At 64.9% G+C, this 20820-nt stretch carries 22 protein-coding genes and 1 pseudogene; 15 read left to right on the plus strand and 8 right to left on the minus strand.

The genetic code is table 11. The features are described 5' to 3' along the window. The first annotated feature begins 5 nt into the window (after positions 1-5). Together ACS5PN_RS03555 and ACS5PN_RS03560 are read left to right on the plus strand one after the other, a co-directional pair. On the plus strand, positions 6-956 hold the full coding sequence (locus tag ACS5PN_RS03555) for a Ku protein (protein WP_439462560.1): 951 nt from the start codon (positions 6-8) through the stop codon (positions 954-956). Positions 957-962: 6 nt separating this feature from the next. Then, a complete protein-coding gene (locus tag ACS5PN_RS03560) occupies positions 963-1508 on the plus strand; it encodes a DNA-3-methyladenine glycosylase (RefSeq protein WP_439462561.1) in 546 nt (181 codons plus the stop codon). On the opposite strand, the gene xth is transcribed toward ACS5PN_RS03560, so the two are convergent. The 4 genes from xth to ACS5PN_RS03580 form a co-directional block, all read right to left on the minus strand. After that, on the minus strand, positions 1505-2329 hold the full coding sequence (xth, locus tag ACS5PN_RS03565; protein ID WP_439462562.1) for an exodeoxyribonuclease III: 825 nt from the start codon (positions 2327-2329) through the stop codon (positions 1505-1507). The genes ACS5PN_RS03560 and xth overlap by 4 nt on opposite strands. Positions 2330-2504: 175 nt before the next feature. Then, positions 2505-3515, minus strand: a complete 1011-nt coding sequence (locus ACS5PN_RS03570) for a hypothetical protein (RefSeq protein ID WP_439462563.1) — start codon at positions 3513-3515, stop codon at positions 2505-2507. Positions 3516-3622: 107 nt separating this feature from the next. Then, a complete protein-coding gene (locus tag ACS5PN_RS03575) occupies positions 3623-4150 on the minus strand; it encodes a DUF421 domain-containing protein (RefSeq protein ID WP_439462564.1) in 528 nt (175 codons plus the stop codon). Between the two features lie 4 nt (positions 4151-4154). Then, positions 4155-4733 carry a cysteine hydrolase family protein gene (locus ACS5PN_RS03580; protein ID WP_439462565.1) on the minus strand — a complete coding sequence of 193 codons (579 nt, stop codon included), beginning with the start codon at positions 4731-4733 and terminating at the stop codon, positions 4155-4157. Positions 4734-4924: 191 nt separating this feature from the next. Here ACS5PN_RS03580 and ACS5PN_RS03585 point away from each other — a divergent pair, with 191 nt between their 5' ends. From ACS5PN_RS03585 to ACS5PN_RS03625, 9 genes and pseudogenes are all read left to right on the plus strand, one after another. After that, positions 4925-5152: a hypothetical protein gene (locus tag ACS5PN_RS03585; RefSeq protein WP_439462566.1), complete on the plus strand. Its 228-nt coding sequence runs from the start codon at positions 4925-4927 to the stop codon at positions 5150-5152. Positions 5153-5274: 122 nt separating this feature from the next. Then, positions 5275-5595 carry a plasmid stabilization protein gene (locus ACS5PN_RS03590; RefSeq protein WP_439462567.1) on the plus strand — a complete coding sequence of 107 codons (321 nt, stop codon included), beginning with the start codon at positions 5275-5277 and terminating at the stop codon, positions 5593-5595. Positions 5596-5603: 8 nt separating this feature from the next. Continuing rightward, complete coding sequence (locus tag ACS5PN_RS03595; RefSeq protein ID WP_439462568.1) at positions 5604-6794, plus strand: zinc-dependent alcohol dehydrogenase; 1191 nt, start codon at positions 5604-5606, stop codon at positions 6792-6794. Positions 6795-6801: 7 nt separating this feature from the next. Continuing rightward, positions 6802-7593, plus strand: a complete 792-nt coding sequence (locus ACS5PN_RS03600; protein WP_439462569.1) for an SDR family NAD(P)-dependent oxidoreductase — start codon at positions 6802-6804, stop codon at positions 7591-7593. A 32-nt stretch (positions 7594-7625) separates the two neighbouring features. Then, positions 7626-8537: an SDR family oxidoreductase gene (locus ACS5PN_RS03605; RefSeq protein WP_439462570.1), complete on the plus strand. Its 912-nt coding sequence runs from the start codon at positions 7626-7628 to the stop codon at positions 8535-8537. A gap of 24 nt (positions 8538-8561) precedes the next feature. After that, a complete protein-coding gene (locus ACS5PN_RS03610) occupies positions 8562-8867 on the plus strand; it encodes a hypothetical protein (RefSeq protein WP_439462571.1) in 306 nt (101 codons plus the stop codon). A 41-nt stretch (positions 8868-8908) separates the two neighbouring features. Further along, positions 8909-11420, plus strand: a pseudogene (locus ACS5PN_RS03615) (excinuclease ABC subunit A). A gap of 250 nt (positions 11421-11670) precedes the next feature. Next, on the plus strand, positions 11671-12177 hold the full coding sequence (locus ACS5PN_RS03620) for a low affinity iron permease family protein (RefSeq protein ID WP_439463687.1): 507 nt from the start codon (positions 11671-11673) through the stop codon (positions 12175-12177). 24 nt (positions 12178-12201) lie between these two features. Continuing rightward, positions 12202-12762, plus strand: coding sequence for a histidine phosphatase family protein (locus ACS5PN_RS03625; protein ID WP_439462572.1), 561 nt, complete (start codon positions 12202-12204; stop codon positions 12760-12762). A gap of 186 nt (positions 12763-12948) precedes the next feature. On the opposite strand, the gene ACS5PN_RS03630 is transcribed toward ACS5PN_RS03625, so the two are convergent. Beyond that, the gene (locus ACS5PN_RS03630) at positions 12949-13311 is read right to left on the minus strand and encodes a PRC-barrel domain-containing protein (RefSeq protein WP_439462573.1); all 363 of its coding nucleotides are present in this window, start codon (positions 13309-13311) and stop codon (positions 12949-12951) included. Between the two features lie 175 nt (positions 13312-13486). Beyond that, complete coding sequence (locus ACS5PN_RS03635; RefSeq protein WP_439462574.1) at positions 13487-15907, minus strand: catalase; 2421 nt, start codon at positions 15905-15907, stop codon at positions 13487-13489. 473 nt (positions 15908-16380) lie between these two features. On the opposite strand from ACS5PN_RS03635, the gene ACS5PN_RS03640 reads away from it, so the two are divergent. From ACS5PN_RS03640 to ACS5PN_RS03650, 3 genes are all read left to right on the plus strand, one after another. Continuing rightward, positions 16381-16629 carry a hypothetical protein gene (locus tag ACS5PN_RS03640; RefSeq protein WP_439462575.1) on the plus strand — a complete coding sequence of 83 codons (249 nt, stop codon included), beginning with the start codon at positions 16381-16383 and terminating at the stop codon, positions 16627-16629. Positions 16630-16708: 79 nt separating this feature from the next. After that, positions 16709-17095: a hypothetical protein gene (locus tag ACS5PN_RS03645; RefSeq protein WP_439462576.1), complete on the plus strand. Its 387-nt coding sequence runs from the start codon at positions 16709-16711 to the stop codon at positions 17093-17095. 485 nt (positions 17096-17580) lie between these two features. Next, positions 17581-18672, plus strand: coding sequence for a hypothetical protein (locus tag ACS5PN_RS03650; RefSeq protein ID WP_439462577.1), 1092 nt, complete (start codon positions 17581-17583; stop codon positions 18670-18672). A 106-nt stretch (positions 18673-18778) separates the two neighbouring features. On the opposite strand, the gene ACS5PN_RS03655 is transcribed toward ACS5PN_RS03650, so the two are convergent. Then, entirely contained in the window at positions 18779-19057 is a 279-nt protein-coding gene (locus ACS5PN_RS03655) for a hypothetical protein (RefSeq protein ID WP_439462578.1), read from the minus strand. Further along, on the minus strand, positions 18985-19815 hold the full coding sequence (locus ACS5PN_RS03660; RefSeq protein WP_439462579.1) for a DUF6988 family protein: 831 nt from the start codon (positions 19813-19815) through the stop codon (positions 18985-18987). Before ACS5PN_RS03660 ends, ACS5PN_RS03655 begins: the two co-directional genes overlap by 73 nt. Positions 19816-20093: 278 nt before the next feature. Between ACS5PN_RS03660 and ACS5PN_RS03665 the strand changes: the two genes are divergently transcribed. Then, positions 20094-20702, plus strand: coding sequence for an HNH endonuclease (locus ACS5PN_RS03665; RefSeq protein ID WP_439462580.1), 609 nt, complete (start codon positions 20094-20096; stop codon positions 20700-20702). The last annotated feature ends 118 nt before the right edge of the window (positions 20703-20820 follow it).

The raw sequence follows: 20820 nt of genomic DNA on the forward strand, positions 1-20820 counted from the left end.
AACCCATGGCCACCTCAAAAACCTCTGCCCAGCCGAAGTCCAGCGCGCGATCCATCTGGAAGGGTGCGATCTCCTTCGGCCTGGTGCATGTCCCGGTGTCGCTGCACTCGGCCACCGATGAGCAGGAGATTGACTTCGACTGGCTCGACAAGCGCACCATGGACCCGGTGGGCTACAAGCGCATCAACAAGCGCACCGGCAAGGAGATCGACAAGGAGAACATCGTCAAGGGCGTCAAGCTGGAGAGCGACGAGTACGTCGTCCTCTCCGATGACGAGATCAAGGCCGCGTACCCGAAGCGCACGCAGACCATCGCGATCGAGGGCTTCGTCAAGGCCACGGACGTGTCGTTCGTCTACACGGAGCGGCCGTACTACCTGGCGCCGGAAGGCAAGGCCGACCGGGTGTATGCCCTGCTGCGTGAAGCGCTGACCAAAGCCGGGGTCATCGGCATCGCGCGCTTCGTGCTTCATAACAAGGAGCACCTCGCGGCGGTCATTCCGGCCGGCCCCGCGCTGATGTTGGGAACCTTGCGCTGGGCCGAAGAAATCCGGTCGCCGGATGCGCTGGATTTGCCCAAAGAAGGCGCGTCCGCCAACAGCCTCAAGCCGGCCGAACTCAAGATTGCGCAGCAGCTCATCGACCAGATGACTTCAGCGTGGAAGCCAGAGGAGTTCAAGGACGACTTCACCAGCGCGGTCCGCGCCCTCGTCGACAAGAAGGCCAAGGCGGGAGACAAGGCCACGGTCGAGCCCTTCGAGGAAGCGCCGGACCTCGGCAGCTCCAACGTCGTGGACCTGAGCGAACTGCTACGCCAGAGCCTCGGTTCCAAGGCCGGCGCAGCCAAATCGCCGAAATCCGCTGAGCCAGCCAAGGTGGCGGGGAAGTCGCCGGCCCCAAAGAAGACGGCCTCGAAGACTGCCAAGCCGGCAGCGAAAGCCAGGAAGGCGGCGTAGTCGCTGGTGGACTTCACGCAAGCTCCTGAAGCGGTGGCCCGCCAGTTGATTGGCTGGACGCTTCTAGTGGATGGCGTGGGTGGCGTGATCGTGGAAACCGAGGCCTACGACACCGACGATGAGGCATCCCACAGTTTCAAAGGTCCGACGCCCCGCAACGCACCAATGTTTGGCCCGCCGGGGCGCGTGTACGTCTACCTGAGCTATGGCCTTCACTGGTGCCTCAATGTCGTCTGCCGCGAAGTCGGCCATGGGGCAGCCGTGCTGATCCGCGCCGTGGAGCCAACGCACGGGCTGGAAGCAATGCGGGAGCGGCGTGGCGTTCATCGAGCCCAGTTGCTGGCTTCGGGTCCTGGCCGTGTCGGCCAAGCGCTGGGCATCGATGCTTCCTTCAACGGCCTGGCCTTTGACGAAACACCCTTTGAACTGCTCGAGCCTTCAGCACCGGCGAAGCTAGTCGTCGGCACGCGTATCGGTATCACCAGGGCTGCACATCTGCCGTGGCGCTTCGGTGCGGCGGGCTCGCCGTTCTTGAGCAGGCGCTTCAGCTAGTCGCTGTGCGGCGCGGTCTTAAGCGTAGCGCGGCGACTCGCCGTGTTCTTCCAGTCCAGCTCTATCCAGACCGGCGCGTGATCGCTGGACTTCTCCCAGCCCCTCACGTCGAGGTCGACGGCCGCCGCCCGCAGGTGAGGCACCAGGGAGGGGGACAGCAGAAGATGGTCGATCCTCAAACCCGCATGGCGCTGGAACGCGTTCCTGAAATAGTCGAAGTAGGTGTAGATGACGGCCTCGGGGTGCAGCGTCCGAATGGCGTCGGTCCAACCTTGAGCGACCAAGCGCTCGAACGCTGCGCGGGTTTCCTCGCGGAACAGCGCATCGTCGACCCAGCGCTCGGGCTTGTACACGTCACGGGCGGTCGGAATCACGTTGAAGTCACCCGCCATCACGACCGGCTTGTCGCTCGCAAGCAGGCTCTGGGCGTGACGAATCAGCTGCTCCATCCAGCGCAGCTTGTAGTCGAACTTGGGCCCCGGGGCGGGATTGCCGTTCGGCAGATACAGGCAGGCCACGCGGATGCGGCCCACGTCGACCTCGAGGTAACGGCTTTGCGTGTCGTCAGGGTCTTCTGGCAGTCCGCGCTGGACCTCGATGGGCGTACTCCCACGCACCAGCACCGCGACACCGTTCCAGCTTTTCTGCCCGTGCCACACCGCCTCATAACCAAGCTCCCTCAGCGCATCGGCAGGGAACCGTTCCTGGGGCGACTTCAGCTCTTGCAGGCACGCGACATCGGGCTGCGTCTTCTCCAGCCACCGAAGCAGCACCGGCAGCCGCGCATTCAAGCCGTTGATGTTGTAGGTCGCGATCCGCATGAGGGGCATCAAAACGAAGCCCCCGACCGTGGAAGGGGGATGGGGACTTCGGCGTCGAAGCCTAAGCCTGGATCAAGACGTCAGCGCACAAACAGCGCGATGAGGATGATGATGGGGATGGGCACGCCCAGCATCCAAAGAAGCAGTGATCGCATGTTGATCTCCAGGGGTGATGTCAGAACTGGTCCCGATGACGGCCGCCTACGGTGCCGAGGAAGCTGGCAACGAAGGCACCGATCAGCAGGGAGATGAAGGCCCACAAGGAGGCTGCAGCCGTGGCCTTGCGGGCCTTGTCGGCGGCGGCCTTGGCGTCTTCCTTGGCGGCGTTGGCCTTGGCCTGCATTCGCGCATAGGTGTCCGTCACGCGCCTTTCGGCATCTTGTTGCGACAAGCTGGTGCGCTGCGAGACCAACTGGCCCAGGTACCGGGTGTCGTCGGCACCCAGGCCGGTGGATGCTGCAGCGTTGGCGAAGATGCGGACGACCTCGGCCGTGGGCGCCGTGCCCTTGTCCTGATTAGCCGGCATTGCGGTGTTGCCTGCAGTGGCGGTCGTGGCTGCGGAGGCCGCCGTGCCAGGCACGCTCGCGGCCGCAGCCGGCGACGCAGCGTCGCGGCGGAACAGCGAGTCGACGAAGTAGTCCGGACTCACGCCGGCGGCGCTGGCGGCTGCCGCTGCAGCAGGCGCGGCTGCTGCAGCGCCTGCGACAGCTGTCCCTGCTACTGCGGCGCCTGCTTTGGCACCACCGCTCACGATGGAGCCGACGGCCGCCGTCAGCATGCTTGCCGTGACCAGCGTGGCAACCGACCAGGCGAGGAAGCCGTGAGCCGTGTCGCGGAAATACACCTCGTCGGTGTGGACGGCCGCCCAGCGGTGGCGCAGTCGCCCGGCGAGGTACCCGCCCAAGCCCGAGGCCGCCAACTGGGTGAAGGTCAGCCACGCGATCGTGGACACGCCGAATGTCTCGGCGGACACGCCGTCGGACGACCAGGGCGACACCGAGGAAAGCCCAAGGCCGACACCCAGGATCAGCAGGATCAGGGACAGCGAAGCTGCGCCCGCCGCGCCGGCGAAGACGGCGCCCCAACAGACGCTGTGGGAGTGACCACGGTCTTCGACGTCAGCGTCGACGGCGGCAATGGGACGAGTGCCGGGAATTGCGCCCGGCGAGATGGTCGTAGCGTTCATCGTGGCTCCTGAAGTGGCAGCGCATCGTGGAACTTGGAGCCGCCGGCAGCTGAAGGACTCGGGCTGAAGGATGCGTAGGACGATGAGCACACAACTGGTGCATGCCCTCATGAACCCGGAGGGCCGTTCTTGTCACTGCCTGTCGTTCTCTTATCGTCTTCGAAAGGCAGCACCGACAGCTTGCCGTCGCCTTCAAGAAACGCAGCCCGTACCTTGCTCACATCGTCGATGCCGGCTTGGCGAAGTTGGGCCTCGACGTCCTCTCGGGTCAGAAACTCCTTGCGTAGGTTGCGCATGAGCATCTGGCCGTCCTTCACCAATTGCAGGGGATCTGGCTCGGTGAGTTTGTGAACCGCTTCCCATCGAAAACTGGCCCAGTCGAGCACGTAGTTCCAGAACACCAGGGTGCCCACGAGGATGAATCCTTCCGCCACCGTCTGGTAGCTGCCCGACATGCCGTTCTGCGAGGCGTCGGCAATGATCACCACGAGGAGGATGTCGGCGACGCCCAGCGAGCCCGGATCACGGCGCAACACGAAGCGAAAAATCAGCAGCAGGAACCAGTACATCAGCGTGCCGCGTGCGATCAACTCCAGCGGCGATACGTGGATGGCGAACAGCTCCGCAAAGTCCATCTCTCTACCTCCCTGTGCGAACGGCTTCCGACGGCCGGATATCGGCCTTAAGAACCCGGGCCATCTGCTCCAGGGCACTGTCTCTCGCAGCGGCAGACTCCGCTGCGACGCAGTCGACCGGGATCCATACCGAATAGCCGCGAAGGTACGCGTCCATGGCGCTGAAGAGGACGCAGTTGTCAGCGGCGATGCCGGTGACGATGAGGCGCTTGCAGCGGAGTTGGTCCAGAAGCAGGTCCAAAGGCGTGGCGTAGAAGGCTGAATGCCGCGGCTTCAGCAGCACGAAGTCGTCACGCTTGGGCGCCATCAACTTGGCGATCTTCCCGGCAATGCCAGGCGCGGCGCGGCAGTGCTGCCAAAGCGCCTTGAAGTCGGACGTCCATTGGCCATAGTTGTCGTTCGCATAGACGGTGCGCACCCCTTCGGCCGCGAGCCGTCGGCGCAAACTGGAGGTCTGCCTCGCCGCCTCCAGCGCCGATGGCGCTAACGCTGCGGCCCCGTCGAAGTCGAGGGGGTTCACGAAATCGACCAGCAGCAAGACCGTCTTGCTGGGCTCAAGGGCGTGTGTCCTGATCTTGCTCATGTCGGCACCGGGAGCCAACCGGCAAGTCATGTTCCCTCCCTAGAGCCGCGCTAGCACCGCACCGTTTGGGAGTTACGAACTGCCGCCGTAACTGCGGCCTTGTCTGACATTGGGTCGTTTAGCGCTGCCTAACCTTGCATCGCGGCGCCACGAGGGCGCCCGCGTTTTTCCATCAACCATTGGAGATTCACATGCCCAACAGCAATCGCAATCAAGGTTCGGACAAGCAGCAAGGCAGCAACGACGGCGGCAGCCGCAGCGGCAATCAAGCGGGCTCTGGCAGCAGCGGCAGCGCTGGCCAGCAGGAGCAAAGCTCCCGCAGCGGTGGCAACCAGCACGGCGGCACGCAAGGCTCGACGCGCGGCGGATCGCATGAGCAGCACGTCAACGCCGGCAAGCAAAGCCACAAAAACAGCTGAGCTCTGACCGCCTGACGATCCGGCGCGAAACGACGCGCGCCGGTCGGGACGCCGTGCCGCGCTGCATCCAGCGGCACGGCGTTTGCCCTTGAGATCGACACCCTCAATTGCTGGAGAGCACCATGCCCAGAGGCGACAAATCCTCCTACACGGACAAGCAAAAACGCCAGGCCGAGCACATCGAAAGCGGCTATGAGCACCGCGGTGTGCCCAAGGACGAGGCCGAGCGCCGCGCCTGGGCCACCGTCAACAAGGAGACCGGCGGCGGCAAGAAGTCCGGCTCGGGCCGCGGTGAGGCCGAGAACCATGAGCCGTCTCGCAAGGGCGGCCGGACCGGCGGAGCCGCTTCGGCCAGCCGCACGGCCGCTGAACGCTCAGCGTCCGCCAAGAAGGCAGCGGCGACCCGCAAGCGCAATGCCGCAGCCCGCGGCGCCCACCACTGAGGACAAGGATGAAAGCGCTGACCTACCACGGCTCCAAGGATGTGCGCGTCGAGACGGTGCCGGACCCGGTGATCTACGCCGACGACGACATCCTCCTGCGCATCACCGCGACGGCCATCTGCGGCTCGGACCTGCATATCTTCCGCGGCAAGATCCCCGACATGAAGGCCGGGGACATCTTGGGCCACGAGTTCATGGGCATCGTCGAGGACGTCGGGCCGGGCGTGACCCGGTTGCGCAAGGGGGATCGCGTCGTCGTGCCGTTCACGATCTCCTGCGGCGATTGCATGTTCTGCAGTCGCAAGCTGTTTGCCGCGTGTGAAACCACGAATCCCGGTCGCGGCGCCATCTTGAACAAGAAGGACATCCGCCCCGGGGCCGGTCTGTTCGGATACAGCCACCTCTACGGCGGCTACCCGGGCGGCCAAGCCGAATTCGTGCGCGTTCCCAAGGCCAACGTCGGCCCGCTGGTGATCCCCGATTCGACGCTGCGCGACGAGCAGGTGCTTTTCCTGTCCGACATCCTGCCCACCGGCTACCAGGCCGCAGTGAACGCTGAGGTTGGTCCTGGCTCGAAGGTCGCCATCTTCGGGGCCGGCCCTGTGGGCCTCATGGCTGCCGCGAGCTGCCGCATGCTGGGCGCCGAGCAAATCTTCATGGTCGACCACCACCAGTACCGACTGGACTTTGCCGTGGCGACCTACGGCGTGGTGCCCATCAATTTCGACAATATCGACGACCCCGCAGCCTACATCGTCGACGCCACCGGGCACCACGGCGTGGATGCCTCCATCGACGCGGTGGGCTTCGAGGCCAAGGGCAGCACGACAGAGACGGTGCTGACGACGATGAAGCTCGAAGGCTCAAGCGGTGCCGCGCTGCGCCAGGCCATTGCCGCTACTCGACGCGGCGGCATCGTCAGCGTCCCAGGGGTGTACGCGGGATTCATCCACGGCTTTCTGTTCGGCGACGCCTTCGAGAAGGGCCTCACCTTCAAGGGCGGCCAGACACATGCGCAGCGCTTCATGCCGGAGCTGCTTCAACAAATCTCCGCGGGCGTACTGCGACCCGAGGTGATTGTGACCCACAACCTGGCGCTGCAAGACGCCGCGCGCGGCTACGAGATCTTCAACGAGAAGCAGGAAGACTGCCGCAAGGTCATCCTGCGCCCCGGCGCTGCCAGCGTCTATCCGTCCTGAGGCAGCCATGAGCACTGTTCCCCACCGCCCCATTGCCGTTGTAACGGGCGCTTCGTCCGGGATCGGCCGAGAGCTGGCCCATTTGCTCGCCAAGGACGGCTACGACCTGTTCCTGGCCGCCGATCAGGGGCCGCTCGACGAAGTCGCCGCCCACATGCGCACCCACGGCGGTCACGTCGAGGCCATCCACGCGGATCTGGCGACCGCGGAGGGTGTTGCCCAGCTCGTCGCGGCGGTCGGACAGCGGCCGGTGGCGGTGCTGATGGCCAATGCAGGGCATGGCCTCGGCCATGCTTTCATGCAGCAAGACTTCCAGCAGGTTCGTCATGTCATCGACACCAACATCACGGGCACGATCGACCTAGTCCAGCAGATCGGCCAAGGCATGGTTCAGCGCCATGCCGGCCGCATCCTGGTTACGGGCTCGATCGCGGGCCTGATGCCGGGAAGTTTCCAGGCGGTCTACAACGGCACCAAGGCCTTCATCGACTCGTTCTGCTACGCCTTGCGAAATGAGCTGAAGGACTCGGGCGTGACGGTGACCTGCCTGATGCCGGGCGTCACCGACACCGAATTCTTCGAGCGCGCCGACCTGATGGACACCAAAGTCGGGACGGGCAAGAAGGCCGACCCGGCCGACGTGGCTCGTGCGGGATACGAGGCGATGCTCGATGGCGATGCCGACGTCGTTGCAGGTTGGAAGAACAAGCTGCAGGCCATTCTGGCGAACGTGACGCCAGCGCCCGTGCTGGCGGAACAGCATCGCAAGATCGCGGAGCCGGGATCGGCGGACAAATAGCCCGCGTTGTTCACCCACCAGAAAGTAAAGCCATGCCATCAGCCAAGCCCGCCGAACGCGACACGGCGCTCAAAGACCCGCAGGATGCCTATCCCCGTCCGCCCTTCGCGAGGCAAGAACAGCCTCGCCCGGGTTTGGCATGCCGGATGGATCCTCGGCCCGATCACGGAGAAGACAGCTACGTCGGCTCGGGCCGCCTGAGAGGGCGCAAGGCGCTCATCACGGGCGGCGATTCGGGCATCGGCCGCGCCGCTGCGATCGCCTTCGCGCGGGAAGGTGCGGATGTCGCTTTTGGGTATCTCCCTGAGGAGGATGAAGACGCAGCCGAGGTCGTCAGCCTCATCGAGGCCGCAGGCCAGAAGGCGATTCCTCTCCCCGGCGACATCCAGTCAGAGGAGTTCTGCCAGCAGCTGGTGGCCGCTGCCGTCGAGAAGCTCGGCGGGTTGGACATCCTGGTGAACAACGCGGCCTACCAGCAGGCCCATGAAAGCTTCGCCGACATCAGCACCGAGTCCTTCGACGCGACCTTCAAGACCAACGTCTACGCGCTGTTCTGGATCACCAAGGCCGCATTGCCGCATCTCAAGCCGGGTTCCACGATCGTCAATACCGCATCCATCAACACCTACGACCCTTCGGAGGTACTGTTCGACTACGCTGCCACCAAGGCGGCGATCGGATCCTTCACCAAGTGCTTGGCCAAGCAACTCAGCGGCAAGGGCATCCGGGTGAACGCCGTGGCACCCGGGCCGTACTGGACGCCGCTTCAGCCGTCCGGTGGCCAGCCGCCCGACAAGCTGCCGGACTTCGGATCCGACACGCCCCTGGGACGCCCGGGTCAACCCGCAGAAATCGCACCCCTGTACGTGCTGCTGGCTTCGTCGGAGTCGCCATTCACCAGCGGTGAGATTTTCGCAAGCACCGGTGGCAAGCCAGCCAATTGAACGCTCACCTTCAAAGGAACAGCCATGGCAACCAGCTCCCAACCTCCGATGCCCTCGAGGGACGGTGACGGCGAACCCGACGAAGCGGCGGCTCCCGGACCTCTGCATGCAGCACTGGACCACGCCAGCCAGTTGGGCGCTGACGCCACGTCGAGCCTGCGCGAAGGTATCGCGTCGGCGCGTGAGACCCTGACCGAGTGCGCCGAAGAGCTTCGCGACATGACGCAGGAGCGCATCGAGATTGCTCGATCCAACGTGAGGGCGCGTCCGCTGGTCGCAGTGGCGACCGCCTTCGCGCTGGGCATGCTGGTGGGCCGCCTCTGTAGATAGCGCAAGCTGACATTTCATTGGGCCGGCACCGCCGTGGTTTCTTGAAATCGACTGAATCCTCCAGAGATTTGTCGGGATTCGTGCGCGTGCGCGGCGCGCGTGAGCACAACCTGAAGAACGTCGACGTCGACGTGCCCCGCGACGCGCTGGTAGTGTTCAGTGGTGTGTCGGGCTCGGGCAAGTCGTCATTGGCCTTCGCCACCATTTATGCCGAGGCGCAGCGGCGCTACTTCGAATCCGTCGCGCCCTATGCGCGCCGACTCATCGACCAGGTCGGCGTGCCAGCTGTCGACTCCATCGACGGCCTGCCGCCGGCCGTGGCCCTGCAGCAGCAGCGCGGGACGCCCAGCGCACGCTCGTCGGTCGGCAGCGCCACATCGCTGTCCAGCCTCCTGCGCATGCTGTACTCGCGCGTCGGGCACTACCCGGCCAGGCGGCCCATGCTGTATGCGGAGGACTTTTCGCCGAACACGCCCCAAGGTGCATGCCCGACCTGCCACGGCCTCGGCCGCGTCTACGAGGTCAACGAGGCCTCCATGGTGCCAGATCCCTCGCTCACCATCCGCGAGCGTGCCGTGGCCGCGTGGCCTCCAGCCTGGCATGGGCAGAACCTGCGCGACATCCTCGTCACGCTGGGCCATGACGTCGACAAGCCCTGGCGGGATTTGCCGAAGAAGGTGCGCGACTGGATCCTGTTCACCGAGGAGCAGCCCACCGTCCCTGTCTACGCGGGCTTCACGCCCGCTGAGACCCGCGCCGCGCTGAAAAGCAAGATGGAGCCCAGCTACCAGGGCACCTTCATGGGCGCGCGCAAGTACGTGCTGCATACCTTCGCCACCACCCAGAGCGCGCTGATGAAGCGCCGCGTGGCCCGCTACATGATCGCCAGCAACTGCCCCACCTGTGATGGCAAGCGGCTCAAGCGCGAGGCGCTGTCGGTGACCTTCGCGGGGCTGGACATCGGCGAGATGGCGAGCATGCCCCTGCGCAACCTGGCCCTGGCGCTGGCACCCGCCGCACGAGGCGACGCCCACGGGAGCGCGGGCCACGGCATCAGCAAGGCGACCTCACGTGCGCACACCGCGCAGCGCGTGGCCGCCGGCGGCAAAGCCCACGCCGCCGCGCCGGACGTGCGGCGCACGCCCGAGCAGTCCGAAGAGAAGCGCATCGCGGCGCAGCGGCTGGCGCAGGACATGCTGGCGCGCATCACTACGCTCAACGAGCTGGGCCTGGGCTATCTGTCACTGGACCGCGGCACCCCCACGCTGTCGTCCGGAGAGCTGCAGCGCCTGCGGCTGGCCACGCAGATCCGCTCCAACCTGTTTGGCGTCATCTACGTGCTCGACGAGCCCTCCGCCGGCCTGCACCCCGCAGACGGCGAGGCCCTGCTGGGCGCGCTAAAAGACCTGAAGGAAGCCGGCAACTCGCTCTTCATCGTGGAGCATGATGTGGAGCTGATGCGAGAGGCGGACTGGCTGGTGGACGTGGGGCCCGACGCCGGCGAGCGCGGCGGCGAGGTGCTTTACAGCGGGCCGCCGGCCGGTCTGAAAGCGGTGGCGGCTTCGCGAACGGGGACCTATCTCTTCCCCAAGGCCCGGCCACAGCGGCCGCCGCGCCGCGAGCCTGGGAATTGGCTCAAGCTGGCCGGCGTCACGCGCAACAACCTGCGCGGACTCGATGTCGAGTTCCCGCTCGGCTGCTTCGTGGCAGTCACGGGCATCTCAGGCTCCGGCAAGTCCAGCCTGGTGAGCCAGGCGCTGGTGGATCTCGTGGGCCAGGCCCTGGGGCATGAGCCGCCGCTACCCGACGCCGAGGAGGACGATGACCCCGACATCGCGGCCCGCGAGGTCACGCACGGCCACATTGTCGCTGGCGCCGAGCACATCCGCCGCATGGTGAAGGTGGATCAGAAGCCCATTGGACGCACGCCGCGTTCTAACCTGGCGACCTACCTGTGAGGGCGAAGGTTTCGTCAGCGTCGAGCTGCTCTTCATGCCCAGCGTGTACGCGCCGTGCCCGACCTGCCATGGCGCGCGCTACAACGAGGCGACGCTGAAGGTCCGACTGCGCGAGCAGACCATCGCCGACGTACTTCGCATGACGGTGGATGAAGCGGCCGCATTCTTCGTCAACGACGCGGTGTTGGCCCGGCCGCTGACGCTGCTCCAACAGATCGGTCTGGGCTATCTGCGCCTGGGCCAGCCTGCCACTGAACTGTCCGGCGGCGAGGCCCAGCGGATCAAGCTCGCAACCGAGTTGCAGCGCGCCCAGCGCGGCCAGACCTTGTACGTGCTGGATGAACCAACGACCGGGCTGCATCCATCGGATGTGGACAAGCTGCTGACGCAGTTGAACAGCCTGGTGGACGCGGGCAATACCGTGGTTGTCGTGGAGCACGAGATGCGGGTCGTGGCCGCCAGCGATTGGGTCATCGATGTCGGGCCAGGCGCCGGGGCCGAGGGTGGCCGCATCGTCTGCGCCGGTACACCCGACGCGGTTGCGCTGGCACCGGAGAGCCGTACCGGACGCTACATCGCCAGGGCGCTGCGCTAGTCAAGTGCATTACGGCGTCGCTCTCGCAGGTGGCCGCCGCAACGGAGCTTACGGCAGCGTTTCCGTTGATCCCTCGCGCGGCCTTGTCCGATAGGCACACAAGGTGCAGTCATGTAGCTTGAATAGGCAACCCGGCGGGCCTGCCCCAAGCAGGCGCTGGCCGGCCGCATCCCAAGGAGGTTACGTGGACATTTCCCAGAACAAGCCCGCAGTGGTTTCCGATGGCGGCAACGGCGATTCGTTGGGCGCGATGCCCAGCACGAACACGGCCGCGTACGCGACCAGATCGACGTTGCTCACGTATTTCGATCACTTCGCGTCGGCGGTGACACGTTGGTGTGGCTCCCCCCTGGCGTTCTGTGCCGCGCTGGCGATGATTGCTGGATGGGCCTTGCTGGGGCCGCTCTATCAGTTTTCTGAGAATTGGCAGCTCGTGGTCAATACCGGCACGACCATCGTCACCTTCCTGATGGTGTTCCTCATCCAGCAGAGCCAAAACAAGGACAGCGTCGCCCTGCATCTCAAGCTCAACGAACTCTTGGCAGCTCACCGAAGTGCGAGCAACCGCATGATTGGCATCGAGACCTTGGATGAGCAGGACCTGCGTGAGGTGGCCGCCTTCTATGCGCGACTGGCGGAGCGCGCCAAGACGGCCGGCCCGGCCAAGGAGATTCACTCGATCGATGAGGAGGGCATGCCGACCAGCGTGTGCACCGGGACCTCCTCACCGACAACGGATACAGACAGCGGCCGTTGAGGCAACCAGGCGGAGCCGAGGAAGATGTCCAAGTGCATCATGCTCATTCGACACGCGGAGAAGCCGGGTCAGGGGCACGAGGGCATTGACAGGGTGGGAAGGCCCGATGACCGGTCATTAAGCCTGGCCGGCTGGCTTCGCGCTGGTGCCCTGGTGCCATACTTTGCATCGCTAGCCGATCGCATCCATGCTCGGCTGGTGTGCAGGCCGGAACACATTTTCGCGGCGCGCGCGACGTCCATGCATCCATCGACGCGCCCGCGAGACACCGTGCAGCCGCTCGCTGACGTGTTGGGCCTGTCCGTCGACGAGCGATGGTCGGACGAAGACTCGTTGGACAGGTTTGCCGAGACGCTCAGAAACTTCGAGGTGCCCGTCTTGGTCTGCTGGCGCCACGACTACCTGCCGGCATTGGCCAGGGCGATTCTGAGGGACGTAGGCGTGCCGGAGGCGTGGCCGGACGAGAGGTTCGATCTGATCTGGTCAATCCGGCGCGACAGCGATGGCTGGGCGTTTCTGCAGGTGCCGCAGCTGCTGCTGGCGGGAGACCGGGTCGATGTGATTGATGTCGATCAGCGCCAATAGGTGGCGCTAGCAACCGGGCCGAGCTGTGCGAGCGACTTGTCCGGCAGCTGCGTCTCGTGCTGACATGCCGTGAGAACGGCGGCCGCGATTGCCGCGACCGCCATCGCTTGAAGCAGTTGCCTGGGTTTCATGGGGCGCTTCGCTCAGCGTTTGGCGATTGATATTCGTGGCCCCGCGCGGCGTTGTTCAGCGCACCCAGGGAGAACCGTAGTAGTCGTAGACGCCGCGGCCGTAGTCGTCGGTGTATTCCGGTTCGTCGTCCTTCGCGTACTTCGGCGCGCCTTCGAGCTGCTCCTTGGTCAGGTCGACGACATAGCCGTCCTTACCGTTGTCGTACTGCAGCTTGCCCCACGGCAGCGGGTACAGGTCGGTGCCCATGCCGAGGAAGCCACCAAACTCCAAGGCTGCGTAGCGCACTTGGCCGCTGGCCTTGTCGATGACGAGGTCATCGATCGAGCCCAGCTTGTCGCCGTTGAGGCCGTAGACGTTGGTGCCTTCCACCTTGGAAGACGAAATGGTCGAGCTCGGGATGTTCATTTCAGGTTGCATGACTGACTCCTGCAGGGTTGACGACGACATGCCGCTGCATCGCGGCCGCAGTCCGCAGCATGGTGCAGCAGCGTCAGAGCCTGGGTCGGCGCCTAAGCAGCGGTCCCGTAGGCGCTGACTGACTTACACACTCGAAGCCACCACGTCACTTTGTGAGCCGGTCGGTGGCCGCTGTTCACACTGCAGGAGGGTCCGTTTCGCGTTGAGGGTGACGGTGTTGGGCAAGGCCGGCGATCAGCACCTCTGAGCCCGCTGTCGCGTCCGATGTGATGGTCAAACCGGGATCTGCCTCGCCGCTTGGCAGTGCGTCCGGAACGCCGGCAATGTCCAGCAGATCAGCGCCCGTGCCCAAGGCCAGGATGGTCTTGCAGTGCCGATATTGGTCGCGTATGCCTGCCAAGGCATTTGCATCTGCGGCCAGCGCCGGCACGGCGGCGGCGCCGTCTGCGAGCACCAAGCCATCGAACAAGAACGCGGGCGCGTTCTCGAAGGACGCGTCCGCCTGGATCTCGACGCCGTCTTCGGTTTGAACCGGGCCAATGCGCGTCGCGAGGAATCGCGGCACGGCGCCCGCCTCGAGCAATTTGGCATGGACCTCCGTCGCGGTCTGGCCTATGCAACCATCCGCTACGAAGATCGCCACCTTGCGACCGAGCACGGTGCCATCGCCCGGCCTTGCCGTGAGGGACAAGGCAGGTGAAGTGGAGACCTCAGGCTTGATGGGGCGCTCGATCGCCCTTGGCATCGGGTCCGGCAGCGGCGTCATGTTCAAGCCTTGCGCGACCTGGGCAGCCAGGTCTTCGGAGACGTTGCGCAGCATGGACACCACGCGCTGTCGAATGGCAGGCACGGTCACCTTGCTCAGCTCGAAGCGAAAGGCAGCCGCGATGTGTGCCTGTTCTACCGGTGTCTGGCTCTCGTAGAAAAGGGTGGCCTGGTTGAAATGCTCGGCGAACAGTTCGGGCTTGGCACGCACCTTCCCCTGTTCTTCGCGGGAGCGAATCCTGGCCGCCACCGACGTGAAGCCCTGTGTCGCCCCCGCCTGGAAGGGGCAGCCCCCGCCGAGCGAGTTGGGCTCGTAGGCAACCTTCCCGCGGTGGATGGCCTGACGGTGCATGCCGTCGCGCTGGTTGTTATGCACCGGCGCGATGGGCGAGTTGATCGGGATCTCATGAAAGTTCGGTCCACCCAGGCGGCTGATCTGCGTGTCCACGTAGGAATGGATGCGACCGGCGAGCAGCGGGTCGTTGGAGAAATCGATGCCTCGAATCACGTTGGCCGTGCAGAAGGCGATCTGCTCGGTTTCGGCGAAGAAGTTGTCCGGGTTGCGGTTCAACACCATGCGGCCCACCGGCCGTATCGGCACCAGTTCTTCCGGCACCAGCTTGGTGGCGTCGAGGATGTCGAAGCTGAACTTGTCGGCTTGCTCCTCAGTGAAGACCTGCAGGCCCAGTTCCCACTCAGGGTAGGCGCCGCCTTCGATGCGCTCCCACAGGTCGCGCCGGTGGTAGTCCGGATCAGCCCCTGAAATCTTGACGGCTTCATCCCACACCAGCGAGTGCGTACCGAACTTCGGATTCCAGTGGAACTTCACGAATACCGACTCGCCCGCCTCGTTGACCAAGCGGTAGCTGTGTACGCCGAAGCCTTGCATCGTGGCATAGCTGCGCGGGATGGCGCGGTCACTCATGACCCACAGCAGCATGTGCGTGGATTCAGGCATCAGCGAGACGAAGTCCCAGAACGTGTCGTGGGCGCTGCCCGCCTGAGGCATCCCGTGGTGCGGCTCGGGTTTCACGGCGTGCACGAGATCGGGGAACTTCATCGCGTCCTGGATGAAGAAGACGGGGATGTTGTTGCCGACGATGTCCCAGTTGCCTTCGTCGGTGTACAGCTTCACCGCAAAGCCCCGTACGTCACGGGCGGTGTCCTTAGAACCACGCTCACCCTGAACGGTTGAGAAGCGCACGAACACCGGCGTGATCTTGCCGGCCTCGCTGAAGGGCGCGGCTATCGTCAAGTCGGGAATCGGCTCGTAGCACTCGAAGTAGCCGTGGGCGCCGGAACCGCGCGCATGCACGATGCGCTCGGGAATGCGCTCGTGGTCGAAGTGCGTGAGCTTGTCGCGGAGGATAAAATCCTCCAGGAGCACCGGGCCCCGCACGCCGTACTTCAGGGAGTTCTGGTTGTCGGCAATCGGCACGCCCTGGTTGGTCGTGAGGCGCTGGCCACTGCCGTCGACGCGGACGCGATCCAAGGGGCCAGTCGTGGGACTTGAACCCCGGCTCGGCGCGGTACCCACCTTTGCGGATGCGTTTGCTTCGGACAGCGTACTTGCGCCCGGCAGGTCAGACGGCGGCTCGACCTTCGCGCCTTCCGACGGCCGGCTGCCGTTGGCAAAGCCATGTTCGGCGGCCTTGTTGGGATTGAACGGCATCGCCGCTGCCATGGCCTCGGTTTGCGCCGCTCGTTGGGCAGCAGGGTCGTCCGGCACCACAGCCGGCGTTGCGGGTCCGCTATCGGTATTGCGTGCTGCAGCCTTGGCAGCTGCGGTCTTCTTGTCAGTCGGCGGGAGTCCGGACTTGGGGCTGGGCATGGGTGGGTCTCCGTCGGGGCTTAATAGCAACGGAGCAAGTGGCAATCGGTGCTCCCGCGCCTGCTGAGCGCCGCTCGCCGCGGGCGTGGCGACGAACGCTCGCCGGCTGTGCGGTGAAGGCCTTGGACGTGCCCGCCGTAGTGTCCGGAGCAACACTGATCATTGCGTCCTGGCGTCGCCCTAGCGCCTGGCGAGCCGATCCCAAAAACTAGGGACTTGAAGTCGATACCACGGCGCCTACTTTGGCGCGGTCTTCACTTGCCAACGACCGATTCGGAAGAGGAACTGAATCATGGCCCAGTCCGCTCAACCATCGTCCAACCCTTCGACGCCGGGCCATCGAAGGGCGCGGCCCTCCATGACGGCGTCACAGATCCGCGCCTACCTGCTCGCCCGCGACACGCTGCGCCGTTTGCGTAGCGGCTTCGTCAGCCGTACTGCGTCAGCATCGCCCGAGACTGGCCAGTGAAACCATGGAATGCTATCGAGTCAAAGTGCCACAAGGCGCTGGCCTGACAGGCTTCACGGTGGCGGGTCAACGCGTGCCGATCCTGCCCGGTGAGTACCACGTGCACCGTCTGAACCCCAAAGTGCCCTTGGGCAGCAAAGGGACCGCACTGCGCTTCGTCGGTGCGTTCGGGCGTGACGGCGACATTCATGTGCCGTTGGCTGAAGGGACCGATATCCGCACGCTGCACGTGGAAGTCGAGCCAATGTCCTAGTGCTGCAAAGGAGTGCAGTTCAGGTCCAAGGCAACCGCGACAGGCACTTAGGTCCGGGGCGCTCCGGTTATCAACAGCGTTGCCCACCGTTTTGCTGAATAACGTTGGTGTGCAGCGTTGTCTTCACGCGCAACAGTGCGTCGCGAGCGTCTCGTTGGCGATCGTAGAAACGCAGCAGGATTTCATCGTCAGGGAGGGCCTCCTGGGCGACGTGGACCTGCAGACGCCGCAAGGCCCCATCGTTCCCGCGGGGCAGAACCTGGCGCCGCTGTTCAACATCGTGGGCAGCGAAATGGACTCTGGTAAGGTGCGGACCACCTATGGATGGGTGGTTGGCGGAAGCCTGGTTGTCCCCCCGGGCAAGACCACGGTGACGGCCGTGGCCCGTGTGACCGACAACGCGGGCAACTCGGGCAGCACGACCAGCACGTTCGGCATCAGCCCGGTCGTGAAGGTCAAGATCTGACGCCTGCGCCTTGACGTAAGCGGCCGGCCGAACGCAACGTGTTCGGCCGGTTGTCGAACGGAACGAGCCGCTGGCGGTCGAGCAGGGGGGAGGGCTGCCCCAACCGATCGATCACCCTAGGAGATCGCAGCAGTTGCCCCATCTATGATTTAGCCGTGGTCGCGTGAGCGATCGCCCAGCTTTTCCTCCCTGAGCTGGCGGCGGATCGTGATGACAGCGGTTCTCCGTTCCAACTCGCCGGTTTCGCCCGGCGAGTTTTTCTTTTTGGGCGGCGAACGACCGGCCAAGCTTCAGTCTTTTGTGCCTGGCATTGAGGATGCAACCCGCGTCGGGAGACGCCCCTCGGGCTGGTGCCTGCTAGCCTTTCACCATGGCATCTATCGGCCAGCGGTCGTGAACGAGTCAGGCTAGGCACGAGATCGTGGCGACCACCGTGTTCGAACCCGTTTGACGCCAGGCATTGCCAGACACAGGAGGAGTGAGCCGTGACCGCGAGATACATCCTGGAGCAGCAGATCTACGATCCCCACCCTCAGGTCGAGATCACCGAAGAGCGCTTCCAGGTGCTGGTGCGCGCCGGCGCGACGCTGTCCGACGCCCGGGCGTTCGAACAGGGATACGAGCTGATGCTGGGCAACTTCATGGACATGGAGATGGCCTTCTCCCGCATCGGCCTGAGCGCCACGCTGGAGTTCGACCACCAGTACGCGTCGCTCGCCCAAATCCTGCGCGACGCTAACCGGCAGGTGGTCAACGTGTTGACGGCGATACGGAGTTATGTCGATCAGGCGCCGCAGTTGTTCAAGACGCTCGACCTGAAGCCAGATTTCGCGTCGACCGTCAAACAGGCGCTCAACGACATGCATGCCGGCAGCGCCGACTACCGCTTCATCTACGCCTTGCGCAACCACGTCCAGCACCAGGGCAACGCAGTGCAGGGCTTTGAGGGCGCGGAAGGGCCCAAGGTCGACGCCAACGGCTGGGCTGACGCCGTGAGACTGCTGGCTTTCAAGAACCAGCTCGGCACCGCTGATTTCAAGGCGAAGGTGTTGGCCGAGCAGCCGGACAAGATTGATGTCCGGCACCGCCTGCGCATGAGCATGGAAGCCCTGGGCAAGGTTCATCTGTCGCTGCGCGAGGTGGTTGCCTCTCGCGTGGACGCCGCGCGGTCGGCGTTCGAAGAGGCAATTCGCGACTATCGGGCGGCCGAGCCACCGGGTATCGCCGCGCTGTACGCCCGAGCCGTAGCTGATCCCACTCAGGCCGTGCTGATCATCCTCGACTGGGACGACGTGCGCTTGAGCCTGGTCCGCAAGAACTGCCAGCCCGCGCGGCTATGGCCCAAGCGCTCCAGAGGCCAGCCGGAACCCACGGCGCTCGCGGCGCTACGCGTTGCAGCCAAGCACACGGTGCGGCAGGCCGCGGGCGCCGTCTGCGTGTCAGAAGAGCAATGGTTGGACTGGGAGGCCGGCCTGCCGATGCCCGAAGGCCTGTTCATCCTCTACCAACTCCAGACTGACCAGCACCCGACGCATCGGGTCGAACGGGAAGGCGAGGCGGCCAGGCCGGATCAGTAGCCTGACCAGGCTGCAAGTACACCGCGCCATGCGCGCAGGTCGTTGCAGAGATGGCACGTCTCGGCCGCGTCTTCATGAAACGCGATCCTCGTGCTGCCGCCGCGACTCAGAACTCGTCGACCGTGCTGCGCGTGGCCGGCGCTGCTGCCTTCTCAAACACCCAGTCCGTTCCGTCCTTGCGGCCGCGGACGGTGCGCGCGTGGTCGCCGCCGACCGTCTTGTCATCGCAGGCGTGGAAGGCCTCCCATGACACTGTGTAATGGACCGCCACGCCGGCATCGGTCGCTTCTGCGCCGGTGACGGCCAAGTCCGTCAGGCGCGCCAACTCGTCGAACTCCGACACGTTGTAGTCCAGCACCAGGTTGAAGCCATCGTTCTCGACCATCTCGTCGAAATACAGCCGCAGGTCCTCGCCAAGCTTGGGGATCGGCACTCTGATGTCGGTGGGCATGCGCGGATTCTGCATCGGCATCCAAGGGCTTCAGGCCGTGTTTGCTGGCGGCTGGATCTGCGGCAGCACGTCGGCGTAGGCGACGTAGCCGGTCCGATGCGCTGCAGCGCGCCAGGTGAGTTGCCCAGGTGGGCCAGCAGCCGCGCTGCCATCTGCAGCACGCCGTTGGACAGCTTGACGACGTCGGTAGCCAGCTTGTCCGGGAAACCCTCACGTGTTCGCGCCAGCGCATGCAGGCCGCTGTGGGCGAAGGCGTTCATGGCCGCCCAGCCGCTGTCCTTCAGCTCCTTGAGTGGCAGCACGAGGCCCCGCAGTCCAGGGTTCAGCGCCGTCGCCCGTTCCAGCGCCTTGAGCATCTCGTCGGCGCCGTGGATATTCTTTGCGTCCGCTGCGGCCTCCAGCGTCAGCGGTGCGGCCATCTTTGCCACCTGCGCGTCGTTAGCCGCGTACAGCAGCCAGGCCGCGCGCAGCATGGCCTCGAACTGAGCCCGCAGCAACACGACGGCCGAGCTGGCGGTGCCCACCTCGAAGAGCACCCGCACCGCCACGGCGTGCTCGAACACCAGTTCGGCCGCTGCGAACGCGGCGTCCTCGCGATCGCTGCCGGCGAACTCGCTGCACTGCTGCAGTTCGGCCAGCAGCATCTCCGAGAAGTCGTGCGAGCGGGACAGCAGCTGTTCGAGAGGCGCCATGTCGAAAGTGTCGCAGCCGCGCCTCCGCGATACCAGTTCGGGCAGGGGCCCCAATGACCGCGTCGCCGCCGGCCCATCACTGGTCGACCCTGACGGCTCAGTCGCCGCGCCGTTGCTAAGCTCCCTTTACCCAAGCCTCTGCATCCGCGATGCCCCGTCTGCTAATAAAAATCAAATGGCGCCACGGTTTCGAGTTCATCTCGGTAGACCCGGACTCTTTGCCCTCGCCTGGGACGTACATCAAGACCACTGAGTGCTGGAAGGAGAGTGAGGAAATCGTGAAGTACGACGTCCTGTGCCACGCCTCATCCCGACGTAGGTCACGGGTCCAGTTGGACCTCCGGTATGCCAAGGTCGACAACCCGCATCTCGCCGAGAAGAACGACGCGTGGGGCCGCTGTGACCTCGTCGTCGACTTGGCGACTTCGCGTGCGCACGCGACGTGGTCGGATGTCGCGGTGACGTCCTACAACGGGGCGGGACGGTGCGTCGTGTTGGAGGATTCGCTGCTGGACGAATACACGTATCGGCGGATCATTGCGTTGGGCCGCCCAAAGCAATCAGCCATGCGCAAGCAGCTCCTGCAGATGTATGGCTGCTGCGCGCTGACTGGCGAGACGACGCGTGAAGTGCTGGACGCTGCCCACATCCTGGAGGTGGTTCAAGGTGGCGGCAACACCCGGGCGAACTGCTTCCTGCTGAGGACCGACCTGCATCGCTTGTTCGACAGGGGGCTGCTCACCTTCAGCTCACAGGGTCTGGCCGTATTTGCGCCAAACGTTGGCGCCGGCTATGTCGACGAGCTCTCAGGACGCAAACTTGCAGCCGAAGTCCTGGAGAACGTAGCCGTAGCCCTCGCCAAGCGCGGCTGCGCGGAACCCATCTGACTCCTTGCTCGCAGCCTTTTTCGACGCAATGGCCGGGCGTCAACAAGAGGGTGCACGGAGATTGTCTGGAGCCCCGAAAAGCTCGGCTGGAAGGTTAAAAATCAGCGGGGAGCTGCCA

Source organism: Roseateles sp. NT4, from assembly GCF_051857475.1.
GTDB lineage: Bacteria > Pseudomonadota > Gammaproteobacteria > Burkholderiales > Burkholderiaceae_C > Pelomonas.

Bases quoted from the DNA above. Each gene is read 5' to 3' on its own strand.
- ACS5PN_RS03600 (WP_439462569.1), top strand. From the start codon at position 6,802: ATGAGCACTGTTCCCCACCGCCCCATTGCCGTTGTAACGGGCGCTTCG.
- ACS5PN_RS03660 (WP_439462579.1), bottom strand. From the start codon at position 19,815: ATGGCGCCTCTCGAACAGCTGCTGTCCCGCTCGCACGACTTCTCGGAG.
- ACS5PN_RS03570 (WP_439462563.1), bottom strand. From the start codon at position 3,515: ATGAACGCTACGACCATCTCGCCGGGCGCAATTCCCGGCACTCGTCCC.
- ACS5PN_RS03625 (WP_439462572.1), top strand. From the start codon at position 12,202: ATGTCCAAGTGCATCATGCTCATTCGACACGCGGAGAAGCCGGGTCAG.
- ACS5PN_RS03555 (WP_439462560.1), top strand. From the start codon at position 6: ATGGCCACCTCAAAAACCTCTGCCCAGCCGAAGTCCAGCGCGCGATCC.
- ACS5PN_RS03585 (WP_439462566.1), top strand. From the start codon at position 4,925: ATGCCCAACAGCAATCGCAATCAAGGTTCGGACAAGCAGCAAGGCAGC.
- ACS5PN_RS03580 (WP_439462565.1), bottom strand. From the start codon at position 4,733: ATGAGCAAGATCAGGACACACGCCCTTGAGCCCAGCAAGACGGTCTTG.
- ACS5PN_RS03590 (WP_439462567.1), top strand. From the start codon at position 5,275: ATGCCCAGAGGCGACAAATCCTCCTACACGGACAAGCAAAAACGCCAG.
- ACS5PN_RS03575 (WP_439462564.1), bottom strand. From the start codon at position 4,150: ATGGACTTTGCGGAGCTGTTCGCCATCCACGTATCGCCGCTGGAGTTG.
- ACS5PN_RS03630 (WP_439462573.1), bottom strand. From the start codon at position 13,311: ATGCAACCTGAAATGAACATCCCGAGCTCGACCATTTCGTCTTCCAAG.
- xth (WP_439462562.1), bottom strand. From the start codon at position 2,329: ATGCGGATCGCGACCTACAACATCAACGGCTTGAATGCGCGGCTGCCG.
- ACS5PN_RS03635 (WP_439462574.1), bottom strand. From the start codon at position 15,907: ATGCCCAGCCCCAAGTCCGGACTCCCGCCGACTGACAAGAAGACCGCA.
- ACS5PN_RS03655 (WP_439462578.1), bottom strand. From the start codon at position 19,057: ATGGTCGAGAACGATGGCTTCAACCTGGTGCTGGACTACAACGTGTCG.
- ACS5PN_RS03640 (WP_439462575.1), top strand. From the start codon at position 16,381: ATGGAATGCTATCGAGTCAAAGTGCCACAAGGCGCTGGCCTGACAGGC.
- ACS5PN_RS03620 (WP_439463687.1), top strand. From the start codon at position 11,671: ATGCCCAGCACGAACACGGCCGCGTACGCGACCAGATCGACGTTGCTC.
- ACS5PN_RS03595 (WP_439462568.1), top strand. From the start codon at position 5,604: ATGAAAGCGCTGACCTACCACGGCTCCAAGGATGTGCGCGTCGAGACG.
- ACS5PN_RS03610 (WP_439462571.1), top strand. From the start codon at position 8,562: ATGGCAACCAGCTCCCAACCTCCGATGCCCTCGAGGGACGGTGACGGC.
- ACS5PN_RS03605 (WP_439462570.1), top strand. From the start codon at position 7,626: ATGCCATCAGCCAAGCCCGCCGAACGCGACACGGCGCTCAAAGACCCG.